Origin of the sequence: Rhodoplanes roseus, assembly GCF_003258865.1 — a bacterium.
Lineage (GTDB): Bacteria > Pseudomonadota > Alphaproteobacteria > Rhizobiales > Xanthobacteraceae > Rhodoplanes > Rhodoplanes roseus.
Genome location: NZ_NPEX01000047.1, coordinates 16,131 through 32,086, shown reverse-complemented (window position 1 = coordinate 32,086; position 15,956 = coordinate 16,131). Strand labels below are relative to the sequence as shown.

14 protein-coding genes are annotated in these 15,956 nt (G+C 66.4%); 12 read left to right on the top strand and 2 right to left on the bottom strand.

Annotation, left to right across the window (positions count from 1 at the left end; genetic code table 11):
- Nucleotides 1-227: 227 nt before the first annotated feature.
- The 8 genes from CH341_RS35190 to CH341_RS09540 all read left to right on the top strand — a co-directional run bounded on the left by CH341_RS35190 (nucleotide 228) and on the right by CH341_RS09540 (nucleotide 9,116).
- Complete coding sequence (locus tag CH341_RS35190) at nucleotides 228-524, top strand: SGNH/GDSL hydrolase family protein (RefSeq protein ID WP_210208227.1); 297 nt, start codon at nucleotides 228-230, stop codon at nucleotides 522-524.
- The gene (locus CH341_RS35185) at nucleotides 517-849 is read left to right on the top strand and encodes a hypothetical protein (protein ID WP_210208226.1); all 333 of its coding nucleotides are present in this window, start codon (nucleotides 517-519) and stop codon (nucleotides 847-849) included. The genes CH341_RS35190 and CH341_RS35185 overlap by 8 nt, the downstream gene beginning before the upstream one ends.
- Entirely contained in the window at nucleotides 794-2,347 is a 1,554-nt protein-coding gene (locus CH341_RS09565) for a carboxylate-amine ligase (protein ID WP_111418813.1), read from the top strand. The genes CH341_RS35185 and CH341_RS09565 overlap by 56 nt, the downstream gene beginning before the upstream one ends.
- A gap of 74 nt (nucleotides 2,348-2,421) precedes the next feature.
- Complete coding sequence (locus CH341_RS09560) at nucleotides 2,422-3,231, top strand: gamma-glutamyl-gamma-aminobutyrate hydrolase family protein (RefSeq protein WP_111418812.1); 810 nt, start codon at nucleotides 2,422-2,424, stop codon at nucleotides 3,229-3,231.
- Nucleotides 3,232-3,439: 208 nt separating this feature from the next.
- On the top strand, nucleotides 3,440-3,793 hold the full coding sequence (locus tag CH341_RS09555; protein WP_342635005.1) for a patatin-like phospholipase family protein: 354 nt from the start codon (nucleotides 3,440-3,442) through the stop codon (nucleotides 3,791-3,793).
- Nucleotides 3,794-4,024: 231 nt separating this feature from the next.
- Complete coding sequence (locus CH341_RS09550) at nucleotides 4,025-5,716, top strand: methyl-accepting chemotaxis protein (RefSeq protein WP_111418810.1); 1,692 nt, start codon at nucleotides 4,025-4,027, stop codon at nucleotides 5,714-5,716.
- 1,167 nt (nucleotides 5,717-6,883) lie between these two features.
- A complete protein-coding gene (locus tag CH341_RS09545; RefSeq protein WP_111418809.1) occupies nucleotides 6,884-8,158 on the top strand; it encodes a DUF892 family protein in 1,275 nt (424 codons plus the stop codon).
- 205 nt (nucleotides 8,159-8,363) lie between these two features.
- The gene (locus CH341_RS09540) at nucleotides 8,364-9,116 is read left to right on the top strand and encodes an HAD family hydrolase (protein WP_111418808.1); all 753 of its coding nucleotides are present in this window, start codon (nucleotides 8,364-8,366) and stop codon (nucleotides 9,114-9,116) included.
- 220 nt (nucleotides 9,117-9,336) lie between these two features.
- On the opposite strand, the gene CH341_RS09535 is transcribed toward CH341_RS09540, so the two are convergent.
- Complete coding sequence (locus tag CH341_RS09535; RefSeq protein ID WP_170149560.1) at nucleotides 9,337-9,918, bottom strand: TetR/AcrR family transcriptional regulator; 582 nt, start codon at nucleotides 9,916-9,918, stop codon at nucleotides 9,337-9,339.
- A gap of 202 nt (nucleotides 9,919-10,120) precedes the next feature.
- Here CH341_RS09535 and CH341_RS09530 point away from each other — a divergent pair, with 202 nt between their 5' ends.
- From CH341_RS09530 to CH341_RS09515, 4 genes are all read left to right on the top strand, one after another.
- Nucleotides 10,121-10,639 carry a 2Fe-2S iron-sulfur cluster-binding protein gene (locus CH341_RS09530; RefSeq protein ID WP_111418806.1) on the top strand — a complete coding sequence of 173 codons (519 nt, stop codon included), beginning with the start codon at nucleotides 10,121-10,123 and terminating at the stop codon, nucleotides 10,637-10,639.
- Nucleotides 10,636-11,622, top strand: coding sequence for an FAD binding domain-containing protein (locus CH341_RS09525; RefSeq protein ID WP_111418805.1), 987 nt, complete (start codon nucleotides 10,636-10,638; stop codon nucleotides 11,620-11,622). The genes CH341_RS09530 and CH341_RS09525 overlap by 4 nt, the downstream gene beginning before the upstream one ends.
- A gap of 41 nt (nucleotides 11,623-11,663) precedes the next feature.
- Nucleotides 11,664-13,952, top strand: a complete 2,289-nt coding sequence (locus tag CH341_RS09520; RefSeq protein ID WP_210208228.1) for a xanthine dehydrogenase family protein molybdopterin-binding subunit — start codon at nucleotides 11,664-11,666, stop codon at nucleotides 13,950-13,952.
- A gap of 261 nt (nucleotides 13,953-14,213) precedes the next feature.
- The gene (locus CH341_RS09515; protein ID WP_111418803.1) at nucleotides 14,214-14,726 is read left to right on the top strand and encodes an amidohydrolase family protein; all 513 of its coding nucleotides are present in this window, start codon (nucleotides 14,214-14,216) and stop codon (nucleotides 14,724-14,726) included.
- A gap of 114 nt (nucleotides 14,727-14,840) precedes the next feature.
- Here the strand turns inward: CH341_RS09515 and CH341_RS09510 are convergent, their stop codons facing one another.
- Entirely contained in the window at nucleotides 14,841-15,953 is a 1,113-nt protein-coding gene (locus CH341_RS09510) for an ABC transporter permease (RefSeq protein WP_111418802.1), read from the bottom strand.
- Nucleotides 15,954-15,956 lie beyond the last annotated feature (3 nt).

Below are 15,956 nucleotides of genomic sequence, written 5' to 3'. Positions count from 1 at the left end.
GCCCGCCGCCCGCCAGCGCCGCCTGTTCGCCTACGTCGACCGTCTGCTCGCCGACCCAGATAACGCGCTCACCCCGATGGGTATTCCAAGCTGGGGCAGATCGCCATGCGGGAATATTGGCTGCAGACGAACGGCGTCTAAGGGGCCGGCCGCGACCGCCGCGCCCTGCTGACCTCGGCCCTTGCGGTCGCCGCCGGACCGGTGCGCGCCTCTTCCTGGAGAACCATATGCACGTCATCCTGCTCGGCGACTCGGTGTTCGACAACGGCAGCTACGTGCCGCACGGCGGTGACGTGATCACGGCGGTGCGCGAGGCGTTGCCGGACGGCGCGCGGGCAACGCTGCTCGCCCGCGACGGTGCCACCATCGCCGACCTACCGCGCCAGCTCGATCGGGTTCCGGCTGATGCCTCCCATCTCGTGATCAGCATCGGCGGCAACGACTCGTTGCGAGAGGCCGGGGTGCTGGATCAGCCGGCGCGCTCGACCACCGGGGCGCTCACCAAGGCTCGCCGACGTGCGTGATCGGTTCTGGAGCGACTACCGTGCCGGGCTCCGGGCGCTGGCTGCTATCAACGCGCCCAGCGCGGTTTGCACCATCTACGAGCCGCGGTTCGCTGATCCGCTCATGCGGCGCGTCGCTGCGGCGGCTCTGGCGCTGCTCAACGACGTGATAACGCGCGAGGCGTTCGACAGCGAGCTCGCTCTCGTCGACCTTCGTCTGGTGTGCGCCCGCGACGAGGACTTCGCCAACCCGATCGAGCCGTCGGCCATCGGCGCACGGCGGATCGCCGATGCGGTCCGGAGGTACGCCGAAGGGGCGCCACCGGCGACGCGCGTTTTTCGATGAGTCGGGGCTTCCTCTTGATCGCCCAAGGAACGTTCGCGCTGCCTGTGCGTTAACCGGCACTCCCCGGGGCCACGAATGTCGACGCGCTTCATCACCGAGCAGCGCACGGCAACGTCGCGCCACCTGTCTTCCAGCACATTCGCTCGACGAACCTCGCCGGCCGCCACACCCGCATGCGGCTGAGCGGTGCTGCTCTGTCCACGTGACACGACATGCAGGAATGATCATGCCGAAGGTCGACACCTCATCCTCTGTTCTTCGCCCGACCAGGAATGGTCCCACGCCGCGGCCCGGCACGGCCCGCGGCGAACGCCACGCTTTCACGGTAGGGCTGGAGGAGGAGTTCTTCCTCGTCGACGCCGGCCGGCTGTCGTCGGCGAGGCGCGTCGCGCCGGTGTTCTTCCGCCGCGCCGCGGCGGCGACGCGTGGTCGCGCCAAGCAGGAGTTCCTGCAGGGCCAGATCGAACTGATCTCCGGCGTGCATACCGACCTCGGCGCCGCGCGGCGCGAGATGGCCGAGCTGCGCGAGGCGGTCGCCGAGGTGGCCGAGGAGCACGGTCTGGCCGTGCTGGCCGCTGGCACCCATCCGAGCGCCGACTGGCGCAGGGCGCAGCAGACCGAGGCGTCGCGCTACGACCGAGTCATGGATCAGCTCCAGATCATCGGCCGGCGCGACATGATGTGTGGCTTGCATGTCCATGTCGAGCTGCCGGACCCGGGCCGCCGGATCGAGATCATGTGGCGCATGATCCCCCATGTTCCGCTGTTCTTGGCGCTGTCCACGTCGTCGCCGTTCTGGGCCGGCATGATCACCGGACTGAAGGGTTATCGTCTCGCCGCGTACGGCGAGCTTCCGCGCACCGGGCTGCCGATCGCCTTTCGCACCGAGGCGGAATACCACCTCTACGTCGACGCGATGGCACGGGCCGGCGCGATTCCGGACGCCACCTATCTGTGGTGGACGATCCGTCCGTCGAAGGGGCTGCCGACCCTGGAGCTGCGCGCCCCCGATTGCTGCACCCGCCTCGACGATGCCATCGCGATCGCGGCGCTCTACCGCGTGCTGGCGCGTCATTTATTTCGCACCTCGGCGGCGGACGAGACCACGACGCTCACCGCTGCCCTCGCGATGGAGAACCTCTGGCGGGCGCAACGCTATGGCGTGCAGGCCGGCTTCGTCACCCTCGATGGCCCCGAGCCGGTTGCGGCGATCCTCGAACGGGTGCTGCGACAAACCGCGGACGACGCCGATGCGCTCGGCTGCGCCGCCGAACTCGACCGCTGTCGCGTCATCGTCGCCGAAGGTACCTCCGCCGACGCCCAGCTCGCCGTGTACGAGCGCCACGGCCAAGCCGGCCACGGGGCGGGAGTGCGGGCGGTCCTGCAGTGGCTCCGCGACGAGACTATCGCCGTACGCGGCGATCTCGACCCAGCCGCAGTCGCCGCTCCGCCGCTGCCGCCGATCGGCGATTCGACCACGGATCGAAACCACCTCTGAACGGCGGCACGCGCCATCCCGGCCGGGCCTCGCCCGGCCGGTCCTGAACATCAACGCACGGAATCCTTCCCTTCATGCCGAACCCGCATGCCCCGGTTGTCGCCGTCACCTCGGATCTCCAGCAGGTCGACGACCAACAGCGTTACACCGTCAACGTCATCCCGGTGAACACCCTCGCCCGTGTGCTCGGGGTGGTCCCGCTCGTGGTGCCGCCGCTCGCCGACATGCTGGACCTCGACGCGCTGCTCGCCCGGGTCGACGGCGTGATGGTCACGGGCGGCCTCACCAACGTGTCGCCGGCCCGCTACGGCCGCACGCCGTCCGACGATGACGGCCCATTCGACCGCGCCCGCGATGCCACCACGCTGCCGCTGATCCGCGCCGCGATCGCGCGCGGCACGCCGATCCTGCTCACCTGTCGCGGCCTGCAGGAGCTCAATGTGGCGCTCGGCGGCTCATTGCGGCAGGAAAACCCGCATCGGCCGGAGCACCGCAAGCACGGCACGCCTGCGTCGGCCCGCACCGACGACGACCGCTACCGCATCCGGCAGGATCTCGATCTCGTGCCGGCCGGCCGGCTCGCCACGATCCTTGGCTCGGAGCACGCCCGGGTGAACTCGCTGCACAGCCAGCTGGTCGACGATCTCGCGCCCGGCCTCGTGGTCGAGGCGACGGCACCGGACGGCAGCATCGAGGCCGTGACGGTGGCCGATGCGCCGGGCTACGTGCTCGGGGTGATCTTCCACCCGGAATACTGGGCCGAGCGCGATCCGACGTCGCTGGCGATCCTGCGCTCATTCGGCGAGGCCGTCTCGGTCTACCGGGCGGCAGGCGGCGCAGCGCCCTGGGCCGCCACCGGACCAGGCCGAGGCCCGGCCCGGTGACAAGGCCAGCGGCGCCCGGTCGCGGCTGGAGACGCCAGGAGCTCCGCCGGCCATCAGGGCCACCACCACGGCGACGCCTTCGCCGTGCTGTTCTCCATCCAGAGCGGCGGACGGGGATCACAGTGGGGCTGCTGCGCCGCGGGTTCTCGAGAGCAAAATCGTCGACCCCACCCGATCAGCTTCGCGCGAGCCGCAGACGCCGAGCAGTATGCGCAACTCCGGCGCAAGCGGAACCCTCGAGCACGACGGACGCTCGGAACGGAGGCGGCCGGATCAGGGAAACGGAATGGACTCCGCCCGGCCACCTTCCGTGATGCTGGCCCTCTCGGGAGGCGTGGCCCTCGGCGTTTATCAGGCCGGTGCTTACGCAGCTCTGCATGCGCACGCGCATCTGCGGCCCGCATGGCTCGCCGGGTGCTCGATCGGACCCGTCAATGCGGCCCTGATCGCGGGCAATTCGCCGACACACCGGGTCGAGCGCCTCCACCGCTTCTGGCGGGCACGTGGTCGAGCCCGATGCGGTCACCCCGTCCGGTGTCGAACAGGACCGCATCCCCAGTAACGAGGTGCGTCGCTGTCAACGTTTTGGCGGGCTAGTAGTAATGGGTATAGAAGCCGTTCTGGACTGCGATATCGAGTGTGATTTCACAGCACGTTACAAATGAACACCCGAAAGTAGTATCTTTTTACCAAGACTTTACATCTCGCATTCACAGTTGTCGATGCGATCGGCCGGTTGCCTCGCTTGGGTTCAGTTTCAGCATGGAGGACGGGCGGCGCCCGCGGGTGAACAATGCTCTCCAAGTTCCGATTCACGATTGCGCGCCGAATCTACGCGGTCATCAGCCTCGGCTTCCTCGGCATCCTGGGGATCACCTGGCTGGACTCCGCCGAGCTGGCGTCGAGCCTGAAGGCGCAGCGCCAGTTCGAGCTGCAGCACCTGACCGATCTCGCGATCGCCATCGTGGCGGCCGAGGATGCCGCCGGAACGGCAGCAGGGTTGCCGGCCGAAGAGGCGCAAAAGCGCGCTCACGCGCGACTGGCCGCGCTCCGCTACGCCGGCAACGAGTACTTCTTCGTCGCCGACATGAACGGCCGCATGGTGATGCACCCGATCGCCCGCGAGCTGGTCGGCACCGACGTGACGAACCTGAAGGATGCCGACGGCGTCCGCATCGTCAGCGGCCTGATCGACCTCGTCCGGCGCGACGGGCGCGGCGTTCTCGCCTATGTCTGGCCGAAGCCCGGCTCGGACAAGCCGCAGCCGAAGATCTCCTACGCGGCCGGTTATGCGCCGTGGAACTGGATCGTCACGACCGGCGTCTACGTCGATGACCTCGAGGCACAGACCTGGGCGGCGACACGGCGCGCCCTCCTCGCCGCCAGCGTCGTGCTTCTGATTACGCTCGCCGTGTCGATGGTCGCCGCCCGCCGCATCACGACCCCGTTGCAGCGGATGACCGCGACGATGAAGAGCCTCGCCGCGGGGGCGCTGGAGGTCGCGATCCCGGGCACGGGCCGCCGCGACGAGATCGGGGAGATGGCCGGGGCGGTGGCCGTGTTCAAGGCCAACGCCATCGAACGGCAGCGCCTGGAGGCGCAGCAGAAGGAGGCGGAGGCGCGGGCCGAGACGCAGCGCAGAGAGGACATGCACCGGCTAGCCGACCGCTTCGAGACGGCCGTCGGGGGCATCATCGCGACAGTGTCGTCGGCCGCCACGGAGCTGGAGGCGACCGCCACCACGCTCACCCGCACCGCGGACACGACACAGCGCATTTCGGGGACCGTCAGCGTCGCCTCTGAGGAGGCCTCGACCAACGTCCAGGCGGTCGCCGCGGCGACCAACGAGATGAGCTCGTCGGTCGGCGAGATCAGCCGGCAGGTGCAAGCGTCGAGCCGGATCGCCGACGAGGCCGTGCGGCAAGCAGAGAAGACCGACGCCCGAGTGACCGACCTCTCGCAGGCGGCGACCCGGATCGGCGACGTCGTCAAGCTGATCACAGCGATCGCCGAGCAGACCAATCTTCTCGCCTTGAACGCGACCATCGAGGCGGCGCGGGCCGGCGAGGCCGGGAAGGGCTTCGCAGTCGTCGCCCAGGAGGTGAAGGCGCTCGCCGCCCAGACCGGCAAGGCGACGGGCGACATCTCGGCGCAGATCGCCGGCATGCAGGCGGCGACCGCCGACTCGGTCACGGCCATAAAGGAGATCAGCGGCACGATCGGGAAGATCGCCGAGATCTCGTCGGCGATTGCGGCGGCCGTCGAGGAGCAGGGGGCGGCGACGTCGGAGATCTCGCGCAACATCCAGCACGCCGCCACCGGCACCACGCAGGTGGCAGCGACCATCACCGAGGTGAGCCGTGGGGCGGAAGAGACCGGGGCTGCGTCGGGCGAGGTGCTCGGGGCCGCTGGCCAGCTCGCGCACGAATGCACCCGGCTGAAGACGGAGGTCGAGACGTTCCTGAGCACTGTTCGGGCGGCGTGACCCCGGGCGCGCGACCGACGTCGGGCAGCACTTGCCCCACGGGATTGCACGCGAAACTGAGCAGGACCGACTGCAAACCCGAGAAAAGACCAGCATTGCGAAGCTGACCAATTCCGACCGCAGCCCCGTGGGGTCTTGCCGGTAGTTTATTTCCTTCGGTCGGGGAGGGAAGTCAACGATCCAGAGTTCGTAGACCCGACGGCTTATATCCCCCCGTCGACGGCAGCGGGGCCGTGGATCCCCGGGCGCCGAGTGTTGCGCACATCAGGCCGATTGTCCCGCAGCACATTTCGAAGTCGGGCGGCCGAGAAGTGCAGACCGGGGTACGCAGGGATACGAATGTTGCCCGGACCCGAGCTGGCCTCTCACGTCGACTGATCATGCCCTCCTCCCGGAGAACAGCGATCGTCGCGCTTCATGGCAGATGCCCCGGCGCTGGCACGAACGAGAAAGCGGGCGCCGCTTGCTTCACGGCTGCCCGCTTGGTTGGCGCTCCTCACAAGCCGCGCGTTCCTCCCACGGCGACTCGCCGAAGCACCGCCCTCCTAAGCCGCCATTTCGAGCCGTTCGATCGTTTCGGCCGCAACCGGAGGCGCTCCGGGTCGGCCCCGCCCGAAGCTGCGCACCTCAGCAGCGCCGACGCGAGTAGAGCTTTCTGGGCCGGGGAGTTCAGCCGGAGGGCAGCCCGGCGGCCACTTCCTCGAACACTTCCCGTATCAAACGGTAGCGGTCGGGGTTCAAGGTCGGATGGCACCCGCGGTGCGCTTGCTTTCAAAGAGGTCCGTCGAGCACATACGAAATCCTCCTTGGGGAGGACTATCAAGTTGTCTTCTTGGGCGCTTCTCTCGAAATTGCACCAGCACATGCAGCGGTTCGGTCCACCGCGACTCATTTGCCCCGTCAGCCCGTCCACCGGTGCCCGCCGCTTGAATGAGGGCGCGTGTCCGTCGAGAGGCTGCGACACGCTCAATCGCCAGCACTCCTGATCTCGGAGATGTCGAAGAGCATGGTACAGGGGGCGGATGCTAGTCCGATGATGTTGGGCGGGAGTCAATTTCGCCACAAGGCAACGGTGGCAAGCTCCCGCTGCTGCTCAGATTACCAGGAACATCCAACGTCGTGCGCCGTTCACCCAAGGTGCGGTCGTCAGGGCCGGTGGAGGTATGGATGTATCATCACGTCAAGAAGCTGATGTACACGGTTCGGGTGGACGAGCCCGATCCCCGCTTCGGCAACATGCTCCTGGAGCAGTTCGGCGGAGCCAACGGCGAGCTGGCCGCCGCCATGCAATACTCCATCCAGGGTCTCAATTGCGACGATCCCGACCGCAAGGACCTGCTGATGGACATCGGCACCGAGGAGCTGAGCCACCTCGAGGTGGTCGGCACCCTCGCCCGCCTGCATCTCAAGCCCTTGAAGTTCGATCGCGAGGCGGCCGAGGCGGACCCGCTGATCGCCATCGCCGGAGGCGGCGGCGTCAATCTCTTCAACTCGCAGGGCAATGCCTGGACTGCGGACTATCTGAAGATCACCGGCGAGCTGGACGTCGATTTGCGCAGCAACATTGCGGCAGAGGCGCGTGCGAAGATCGTCTACGAACGCCTGATCAACTTCTGCGACGACGCCGGCACCAAGGACGCGCTGCAGTTCCTCATGACCCGCGAGATCACCCACATGCGGGCTTTCGCGGCTGCGCTCGACAGCATGGGAAAGCCGCGCTTCTCGATTGGCCGGATCGCCCCCACCGAAAAGCTCGTCGATCAGTACTTCAACGATTCGACCGGCCAGGGCGACCATGGCGAAATCGATGCACGAGGCCCCTGGAATCAAGGCGAGCCGTGGGAGCTGGTCGAAGCTCCGGCGTTCCAGGAGGTCCGGCTGGCCCCGGACGAGGGGGAGACTCCGGGAATCCACGCCGAGAGTTCGGACAATGCCGACTCCGAGGCGTTGCTGGAGGTGCTGCTCGAAGAGCTTCAGGATCTTCTCCACGCCGAGAAGCAGTTGCTCAAGGCGCTTCCCAAGATGGTCAAGGCGGCCCGGACCCAGACATTGCAGCTGCTGTTCGAGAAGCACCTGCTGGAGACGCAGGAGCAGGTCGAGCGGCTCAACGAGTGCTTCCGGATATTGGAGGTCCCGCCCCGCGCAAAACCGTGCAAGGGTATGATGGGCCTGCTCGAAGAGGGCGAGGAGATCATCAAGAAGGGAGAGAAGAAGGACGATGTGCCGTCCGACCTGTCCCTCATCGGCGCCGCCCAGAAGGTCGAACACTACGAGATGTCCGGATATCTCAGCGCCCGCAACCTGGCTCAGCAGCTCCACATGTCCGCGATCGTACAGCTTCTGAGCGTCTCTCTGGCCGAGGAGCAGAATGCGGACCAACTGCTCGATCAGGTCAGCAGGACCCTGATGTCGGCTCCCACCATGCCGGCTCCCGTGGTGTGAGGACGGCAGCCCGGCGAACGCGTTCGCCGGGCCTGCCCTCACGGGCCAGCGCTCGCCGCCGCTTGTCGCGTGAGTGCGCCCGTGATGGAATGGAGCGACGATGCCCCCGGGGCGCGTCTCACCAGGAACAATCGGACCGATCGCCGGTTGACGACGACAGCTCTTCGCCGCCATTCGTCACATCGTCATCGGGTCATACGCGTTCATGGTAAGAGCGATCATCTTCGACATCGACGGCACGTTGATCGACAGCGTCGATGCACATGCCGAGTCCTGGGTCCGGGCGCTTGCGCAGTTCGGCGTCGAGGCCGATTTCCACGATGTGCGCCGGCGCATCGGGATGGGCGCCGACCGGCTGATGCCGGCCTTCGCGCCGGATGATCTGTTGCAGCGGCACGGCAAGGACATCGAGTCCTACCGCTCGGATCTGTTCAAGCGCGAATACCTGCCGACGATTCGTCCGTTCCCGCGGGTCCGCGACCTTTTCGAGCGCATACGCGCCAACGGGCAGACGATCGTGCTCGGCTCGTCCTGCGCGGCCGACGAGATCGAGGACTACAAGCGGATTGCCGGTGTCGCGGATCTGGTTGACGCTCAAACCACGAAGGACGACGCGAGCCGCTCGAAGCCGTCACCGGATATCTTCCGTGCGGCACTCGATCAGATTGCGCCGATCCCGACCGGGGACGTCGTCGTCGTCGGGGACAGCGTCTACGACGCGCAAGCCGCGCGTCACGCCGGTGTCGCGGTGATCGGGGTCCTGTGTGGCGGCAGCACGGAACAGGCTCTGCGCGAGGCCGGCTGCGTCGCGGTCTACCGCGATCCGGCTGATCTGCTCGTCGGCTACGAGGATTCCCCGCTTGCAGCGGGTGGCAGAGTCCCTGTTCCAACCCCTGAGCTGCAACGGAGCGCTGATTCGTCGGACATACAGCAGCCTGACCAGGGTCAGGATCGCTAGAATCAGAATCGCCACGGCCAGATTCCGGTGCCACGAACTTCCGTGTCTTGGGCGTGATATCATTAACCCACGGTCCCTGGCTCTGAACCTGTTGTAGGCGGTCCATCACCTCTCCGTGCCCTACCTGCTGTAGGTGTCATTCTGCCGCTGCGAGCCAGCGGCGCGCTAATTGTCGCAGCCTCGTACCGGTGCCGCTTCGGCATAGCAATCAGGACCTAACTTAACGAAGCGCCGATCCTCTTTCCTCGTCCAAAAAGACGAGTTCGAGAAGAGCCTCGAACGCGTCCCCAGCGCTGATCTGGTCTTCTTTCCCATGCAGTCCATTCCATGCGGTCGCCATCAAGCCGGGTGCCATGAGGAGCAGCGGAAAGCGCTCGAGCGCGGTGGAATTCGAGCGTAGCTCACCTCCTTCTCGGGCGCGTATCGCCAAGCTTCTCAGAAACGCGGTCATCGGATCCAGCACGGTTCGCCGATAAACGGCGGCGATTTCGGGATGACGGGTCGCTTCTACGATGATGAGTCGAAATAGGCCTTCCAGCTGCGAGCCCTTGACCTTTCGCAGCACGGGAAGGAGCACCCGGCGAAGGAAAGCCTGCACCGGCTCTCCCTCGTTGAAGGGGAGCGTGGAAATGCCGACGAGGGGACCAGCGATAACCTGCGTCAGGACCGCTTCCAACATCGCGGCCTTGGTCGGGAAGTATCGGTAAAGCGTGCCCTTCGCTACGTCGGCGCGTGCTGCGATCTCCTCCATCCGGGTCTCGGCGAAGCCGACCTCGAGAAACAATTCCACCGCGGCAGCCAAGATCGCGGCTTCGGTTTTTCGCGTCTGCTCGGGGCTGGGTCGGCGTCCTCGCCGTGCAGCCGAATGTCGATCGATCTCTCTAGCATTCATCGACGAACCAATACACGAGCCGTGGAACTCTCACCACATTGGCGGGTTAATTGCGTGACTTAAGAGTCATTCAATTCTGGATGACGGTCGAAGGAACGGATCGGCTCGTGGCATGTGCCTGATCGTCAACGGACGGGAGGTCGCAGTTCCGGAGGACCCCCGGGTGTCCCTGCTCGATTTACTGCGCGAGCGTCTCGACCTCACCGGCACGAAGAAGGGCTGCAACCAAGGCGCGTGCGGGGCTTGCACCGTCCTGGTCGAGGGCGAGCGCATCGTCTCCTGTCTCGCCCTGGCGGTTCAATATGACGGCCGCTGCATAACGACCATCGAAGGACTGGCGGGGAATGGGGAGCTTCATCCGCTTCAGCAGGCCTTCATCGATCACGACGGTTTCCAGTGCGGCTACTGCACGCCCGGCCAGATATGCTCCGCCGTCGCCATGGTCGGGGAGGTCCGGCGCGGCGTTCCCAGCCACGTGACCAGTGATCTTGCGGCCGAGCGCGTCGCTCTGGATCGCGATGAAGTGCGGGAGCGGATGAGCGGCAATCTGTGCCGGTGCGGTGCGTACAACGGCATCGTCGATGCGATCTTCGACGCCTTCGGCGACAGCCCGGAGGAGGAGGCCCGATGACGCCGTTCCAATATGCGGGCGCGAGCGATGCCGCCGATGCCGTACGCCGGGCCGAGGCGACGGGGGCCAGGTATCTCGGGGGCGGCACGAACCTTGTCGACCTCATGCGGGAGACGATCGAGCGTCCTGCGGCGCTGGTCGACGTCACCGGGTTCTCGCGAGAGGTCATCGAGCAAGAGAACAGCGGCCTGAGGATCGGAGCCGCGACGCGCAACACAGCTCTCGCCGAGCACCCTCTGGTGCGGACACGTTACCCGGTGCTCACCCGCGCGATCGTCGCCGGCGCGACAGCTCAAATCCGCAACATGGCGACGGTTGGTGGCAATCTGCTTCAGCGCACGCGCTGCACGTACTTCTACGATGACGACGGCTCGCGCTGTAACAAACGCAGCCCCGGCCAGGGTTGCGACGCCCTCGACGGCTTCAATCGCGGGCACGCGATTCTAGGCGCCTCGAAAGCCTGCGTCGCGGTGAACCCGTCCGACATGTGTGTCGCGTTAGCCGCGCTCGACGCCATCATCCACCTCGAGAGCCCAGGCGGCGCCCGTCGTCTGCCGTTGACCGACTTGCACAGGTTGCCGGGAGAGAGGCCGGATATCGAGACGGTGCTCGCGCCGGGCGAGTTGATCACCGCGATCGAGTTGCCGGCGCTACCGATCTCGATGCGCTCCGGCTACCGAAAGGTCCGAGACCGCGCGAGCTACGCCTTCGCGCTGGTCTCTGTCGCGGCGGCGCTTCACATCGAGGACGGGCATATCGAGGACGTGCGTCTCGCGCTCGGCGGCGTCTCCCACAAGCCGTGGCGCGCCTGGAGGGCCGAGGAGGCCCTGCGCGGCCAGCCAGCGAGCGAAGCCATGTTCCGCCGCGCGGCCGATGCCGAGCTGTCCGAGGCCCGGCCTCTCAAGGACAACGGGTTCAAGATCGAACTCGCGCGGCGCACGATCGTCGCGATCCTTGCGCAGCTCGCGGGAGAGAAGCGATGAGCCTTCGGGAGAAGGCCAAGCAGCGTCTGCAGGCCACCGCGATGTCGATGGTGCAGAAGGCGGTCGCGCTGGCGCCCGACGCGTGGGTTCCGGGTGGCGATCCAGATCCGCTTATCCACCACAGGAACGGCCTGATTGGCGCCCCGATCCCGCGGCTGGACGCGCCGGAGAAAGTGACCGGGACGGCGCGGTTCGCGGCCGAGGTTCCGTTGGACGGCATGCTCTACGCGGCGCTGGTTTACAGCACGATCGCGAAGGGTCGGCTCGTTTCGCTCGATACGTCCGCCGCCGAAGCCGCGCCAGGCGTCGCACTGGTGATGACGCACCGAAACGCGCCACGCCTGAAGCCCTTACCAACCTTCACGTCCAACCTGCGGTCGGCGGCCCAAGACTCACTCCCGGTCCTTCAGGACGACCGCATCCACTGGAACGGCCAGCCGGTCGCGCTCGTGCTCGCCGAAACGCAGGACCAAGCCGATTACGCCAAGTCGTTGCTGCACCCAGTCTACGAGCCGGGCCATGCGATCACGCGCTTCGCCGAAGCGAAGGCCGCCGGCCTCGAGACGGGTGCGATGATGGGCATGCGGTTCAAGGACGAGATCGGTGACGCCGAAACCGTCCTCGCTGCGTGTCCAGTGACGGTGGACGAAGTCTATTCGACGCCCCGTCACAATCACAACGCTCTTGAGTTGCACGCGGTCACAGTCGTTTGGGACGGCGATGACCTCACCGTTCACGACGCGACGCAGAAGCTCGCTCATACGGCGTGGTCGCTCGCACACGCTTTCGATCTGGCCGAGCTGCAAGTCCGGGTTTTCTCGCCCTATGTCGGCGGCGGCTTCGGCGGAAAAGGTCTCTGGCAGCACCAGTTGCTCGCGGCGGCCGCCGCACGCCTCGCCGGCCGTCCGGTCCGCCTGGTTCTCTCCCGCGAGGGCGTCTATCGCATCGTCGGCGGGCGCACGCTGACCGAGCAGCGCCTCGCAATCGGGGCGCGGCCGGACGGCAGGTTCAAGGCGCTCGTCCACCTCGGGACGGTCGCGATGACGCCCCACAACAACATGCCCGAGCCTCTCATCATGGGGACGCGCGGCAGCTATGCGGCGCGCGCGCTCCGGCTCGAAGTGCAGGCCGCCCGCGTCGACATGATAGCCAACACCTTCATGCGCGGCCCGGGGGAAGCCGTCGGCACCTTCGCGCTGGAATCCGCCGTCGACGAATTGGCCGTGCGCTTGGGAATGGACCCGATCGAGCTGCGGCTGCTGAACGAGCCGGAGAAGGAGCCGACGAGCGGACTGCCCTTCTCGCTGCGCGAGGTCGAGAAGATCTTTCGCGATGGCGCCGAGCGCTTCGGCTGGAGCCGGCGCAGCCAGACGCCGGGCCAACGCCGCCAGGGCGAATGGCTGATCGGCATGGGCGTCGCGAGGGGGACCTATCCGCACAATCGCATGCCCGGCGGCGCAGCGCGGCTGACCGTCACGCGCGACGGCCGCGCGACGGTCGAGTTCGCCGGGCAGGAAATGGGCATGGGCACCGCCACGGTGCATGCCCAGGTCACCGCCGAGCGCCTCGGTCTGCCCATGACGCACGTGATTGCGACAGTCGGCGACAGCACGCTCCCGGGCAGGGTCATGGCAGTCGCCTCGGCACAAACCGCTTCGTTCGGCGCGGCGATCGCGGCCACGCACAAGAAGCTGGTGAAAGAGCTCATCGGGCTCGCCGGTAACGACGGCCCGCTCGCCGGGCTCTCTCCGGACCAAGTGGGCGGCCTGAACGCCGGACTCGCCAAGCTCGACGATCCGACCCGACACGAGAGCTACGCATCCATCCTGTCGCGCGCCGGCCAGGCAGAGCTGACGGTCGAAGCGACTGCTCCGCTGCCGCTCGAAACCATGCACTGGTCCATGCACTCGCACTCCGCCATGTTCTGCGAAGTGAGGGTCAACGCCGTCACGGGTGAAATCAGGGTGAGCCGTATCTTGGGGGCGTTCGACTGCGGTCGTATCCTCAACGCACGGACCGCGGCCAGCCAGTTTCGCGGCGCCATCATCATGGGCATCGGGCTTGCGTTGATGGAAGAAACCCAGTTCGACGAGCGTAATGGCCGGATCATGAACGCCAGCCTTGCCGAATATCACGTGCCGGTGCACATGGACGTGCCCGACATCGAGGTGATGTGGACCGACACGCCCGATCCGCATGCGCCCATGGGGGCCCACGGTGTCGGGGAGATCGGCATCACGGGGACCGCCGCCGCCATCGCCAATGCGGTCTTCAATGCCACCGGCAAACGCATCAGAGACCTGCCGATCACTCTCGACAAGCTCTTGTGACCCTGCCGATCAGCACATCGGCACGGCGCCGACGCCGGCGCCGAAAGGGCGAGACGCCCATGCGCGCCCGATCCAAATCACCTCAAGGCGAGACCATCATGCGCATTGACGCTCTGGAAGAGCATTTCGTCGCCCCGGATCTGGTCGCCCGTATAGACAAGGAGGTCGTCGCCTCTAGGGTAAGGCGTTCTCAGCCAGGGTGGCCCGCTGGAAAAGATCGGTGATGCGCTCGCCGAGGTCGGGCCTCGCCGGATCGTCGCGATGGAGGAGGCCGGCGCAAAGGTTCAGGTCGTCTCGCAGAGCGGTCCGAACGCAGACCTATTGCCGCCCGATGAAGCGCCCGCTATGGCACGGGCGTACAACGACCGGCCGAAGCAGATGGTGGACGCGCATCCGGATCGTTTCGCAGGCTTCGCCCACCTGCCGATGACGGCACCGGAGGCGGCGGCCGACGACCTGCAGTGTGCGTCTGATACAATCCGGACTGGCGGCCGCCATGCTCGGACCCATGCCGCTGGGCATCTGGAGCATCACCAACGTGACTGCCCAGAGCAGCGTGTTATCGTGGGACTGGCTCCCCGCCGTCGTCTGCGTGCGGGCTTCAGCCGCATCGTCATGCAGGGCATCGGCTTCACGCTTCTGGGAAACCCGACGTCACCGTACCCCTCCGCTCCGGAGGAACTCAATCGGTTCGACCGAGAGCGTCGCCTCCGCGCGATCGGGATCACGCCCGATATACTCGAGGGCCAGCGCGAGCTCAGGGATCGTGAGTGAACGACGGCGGCGGCGGCCTGGCGCTCACAACTGCCAAGGCGCGAAACGCGGAGTCGCGTTACGCCGGTCGGCAAAGCTTGCCCTCGGCGATCGACGAGGCAAGTTGGCCATTCGTCACGCCAGCCGATTCCGGAACAGCCAGGCCGCAAGCGGCACGGTCATGGCGGACACAGCGAGCATCGGCACGAAGTCGAACGCCACTTCGGAAAGACCAGCGCCTTCCAGGTAAACCCGGCGCACGACGTCGATTCCGAAGCGCAGCGGATTTGCGTAGGTGGCCACCTGCAAAATCGCCGGCATGTTGCCTACGGGCGTGAGCTGCCCGGAGAGCAGCATCAGAGGCATCACCAACATAAACGTATAGAGCATCGCCTGCTGCATGGTCAGCGACAGCGCCGATATCGACAAGCCGATTCCGACGGATGCGACCGTGAACATGAACAGCCCGAGATAGAGAAGGCCGACGGAGCCATTTATCGGAATCTCGAACCAGAACCGAATTATCAGGAATATGATCGTCGATTGAATTAACCCGACCAGGATGGACGGCAGCGCCTTTCCGATCAGAATTTGCAGAGGCGTGAGCGGGGTGACCAGCAACTGGTCGAACGTGCCCTGTTCGCGCTCGCGCGCGACGGACAGGGCGGCGAGCATGAGCGTCTGAATCATGCTGAGCGAGGCGATCAACGGCGGCATCAGGTTCCAGCGGGACTCGAGGTTCGGGTTGAACCAAGCGCGCCGGACGATGGTCAGTGACGGCGTTGTGCCGCGAGACGCGTTGAAAGACGCGACGATCGAGGAGACGTAAGCCGCAGCCAGGCCGGCGGTGGACGAGTTGCGGCCATCGAGAACGACTTGCAGCGGCACCTGCTGCCCGGATGCCAGACGCGCCTCGAAGTTCGGTGGGATCGTGATGGCGAGGAGCGCATCCCCGCTCTCGATCACGCCGGCGATTTGATTCGACCCAGTCAGCGTCGCCACCCGCTTGAACACGCCCGTTCCATCAATCCGCGCCAGCAGTTCGGTCGCCGCAACGCCCGGACTCTGGTTGAGCACGGCATAGGGCGCATAGGTGAGGTCGTACGTGGCGCCGTATCCGAACAACAGAGATTGCATCAACGCCGGAGTGAACAGCAGAACGCGGCTCGAAGGGTCTGTGAGAAGCGCCAGCAATTCCTTGCGGACCAGCGCCAGAGTCCTCGCGAGATACGAGACGAGAGACTGCATCGG

What these genes read in the sequence shown, in the direction of transcription:
- CH341_RS09510 (WP_111418802.1), bottom strand. Translation starts at nt 15,953, where the DNA reads ATGCAGTCTCTCGTCTCGTATCTCGCGAGGACTCTGGCGCTGGTCCGC.
- CH341_RS09565 (WP_111418813.1), top strand. Translation starts at nt 794, where the DNA reads ATGCGGTCCGGAGGTACGCCGAAGGGGCGCCACCGGCGACGCGCGTTT.
- CH341_RS09555 (WP_342635005.1), top strand. Translation starts at nt 3,440, where the DNA reads ATGCGCAACTCCGGCGCAAGCGGAACCCTCGAGCACGACGGACGCTCG.
- CH341_RS09530 (WP_111418806.1), top strand. Translation starts at nt 10,121, where the DNA reads ATGTGCCTGATCGTCAACGGACGGGAGGTCGCAGTTCCGGAGGACCCC.
- CH341_RS09520 (WP_210208228.1), top strand. Translation starts at nt 11,664, where the DNA reads ATGTCGATGGTGCAGAAGGCGGTCGCGCTGGCGCCCGACGCGTGGGTT.
- CH341_RS09525 (WP_111418805.1), top strand. Translation starts at nt 10,636, where the DNA reads ATGACGCCGTTCCAATATGCGGGCGCGAGCGATGCCGCCGATGCCGTA.
- CH341_RS09540 (WP_111418808.1), top strand. Translation starts at nt 8,364, where the DNA reads ATGGTAAGAGCGATCATCTTCGACATCGACGGCACGTTGATCGACAGC.
- CH341_RS09545 (WP_111418809.1), top strand. Translation starts at nt 6,884, where the DNA reads ATGTATCATCACGTCAAGAAGCTGATGTACACGGTTCGGGTGGACGAG.
- CH341_RS09550 (WP_111418810.1), top strand. Translation starts at nt 4,025, where the DNA reads ATGCTCTCCAAGTTCCGATTCACGATTGCGCGCCGAATCTACGCGGTC.
- CH341_RS09560 (WP_111418812.1), top strand. Translation starts at nt 2,422, where the DNA reads ATGCCGAACCCGCATGCCCCGGTTGTCGCCGTCACCTCGGATCTCCAG.
- CH341_RS09515 (WP_111418803.1), top strand. Translation starts at nt 14,214, where the DNA reads ATGGAGGAGGCCGGCGCAAAGGTTCAGGTCGTCTCGCAGAGCGGTCCG.
- CH341_RS35190 (WP_210208227.1), top strand. Translation starts at nt 228, where the DNA reads ATGCACGTCATCCTGCTCGGCGACTCGGTGTTCGACAACGGCAGCTAC.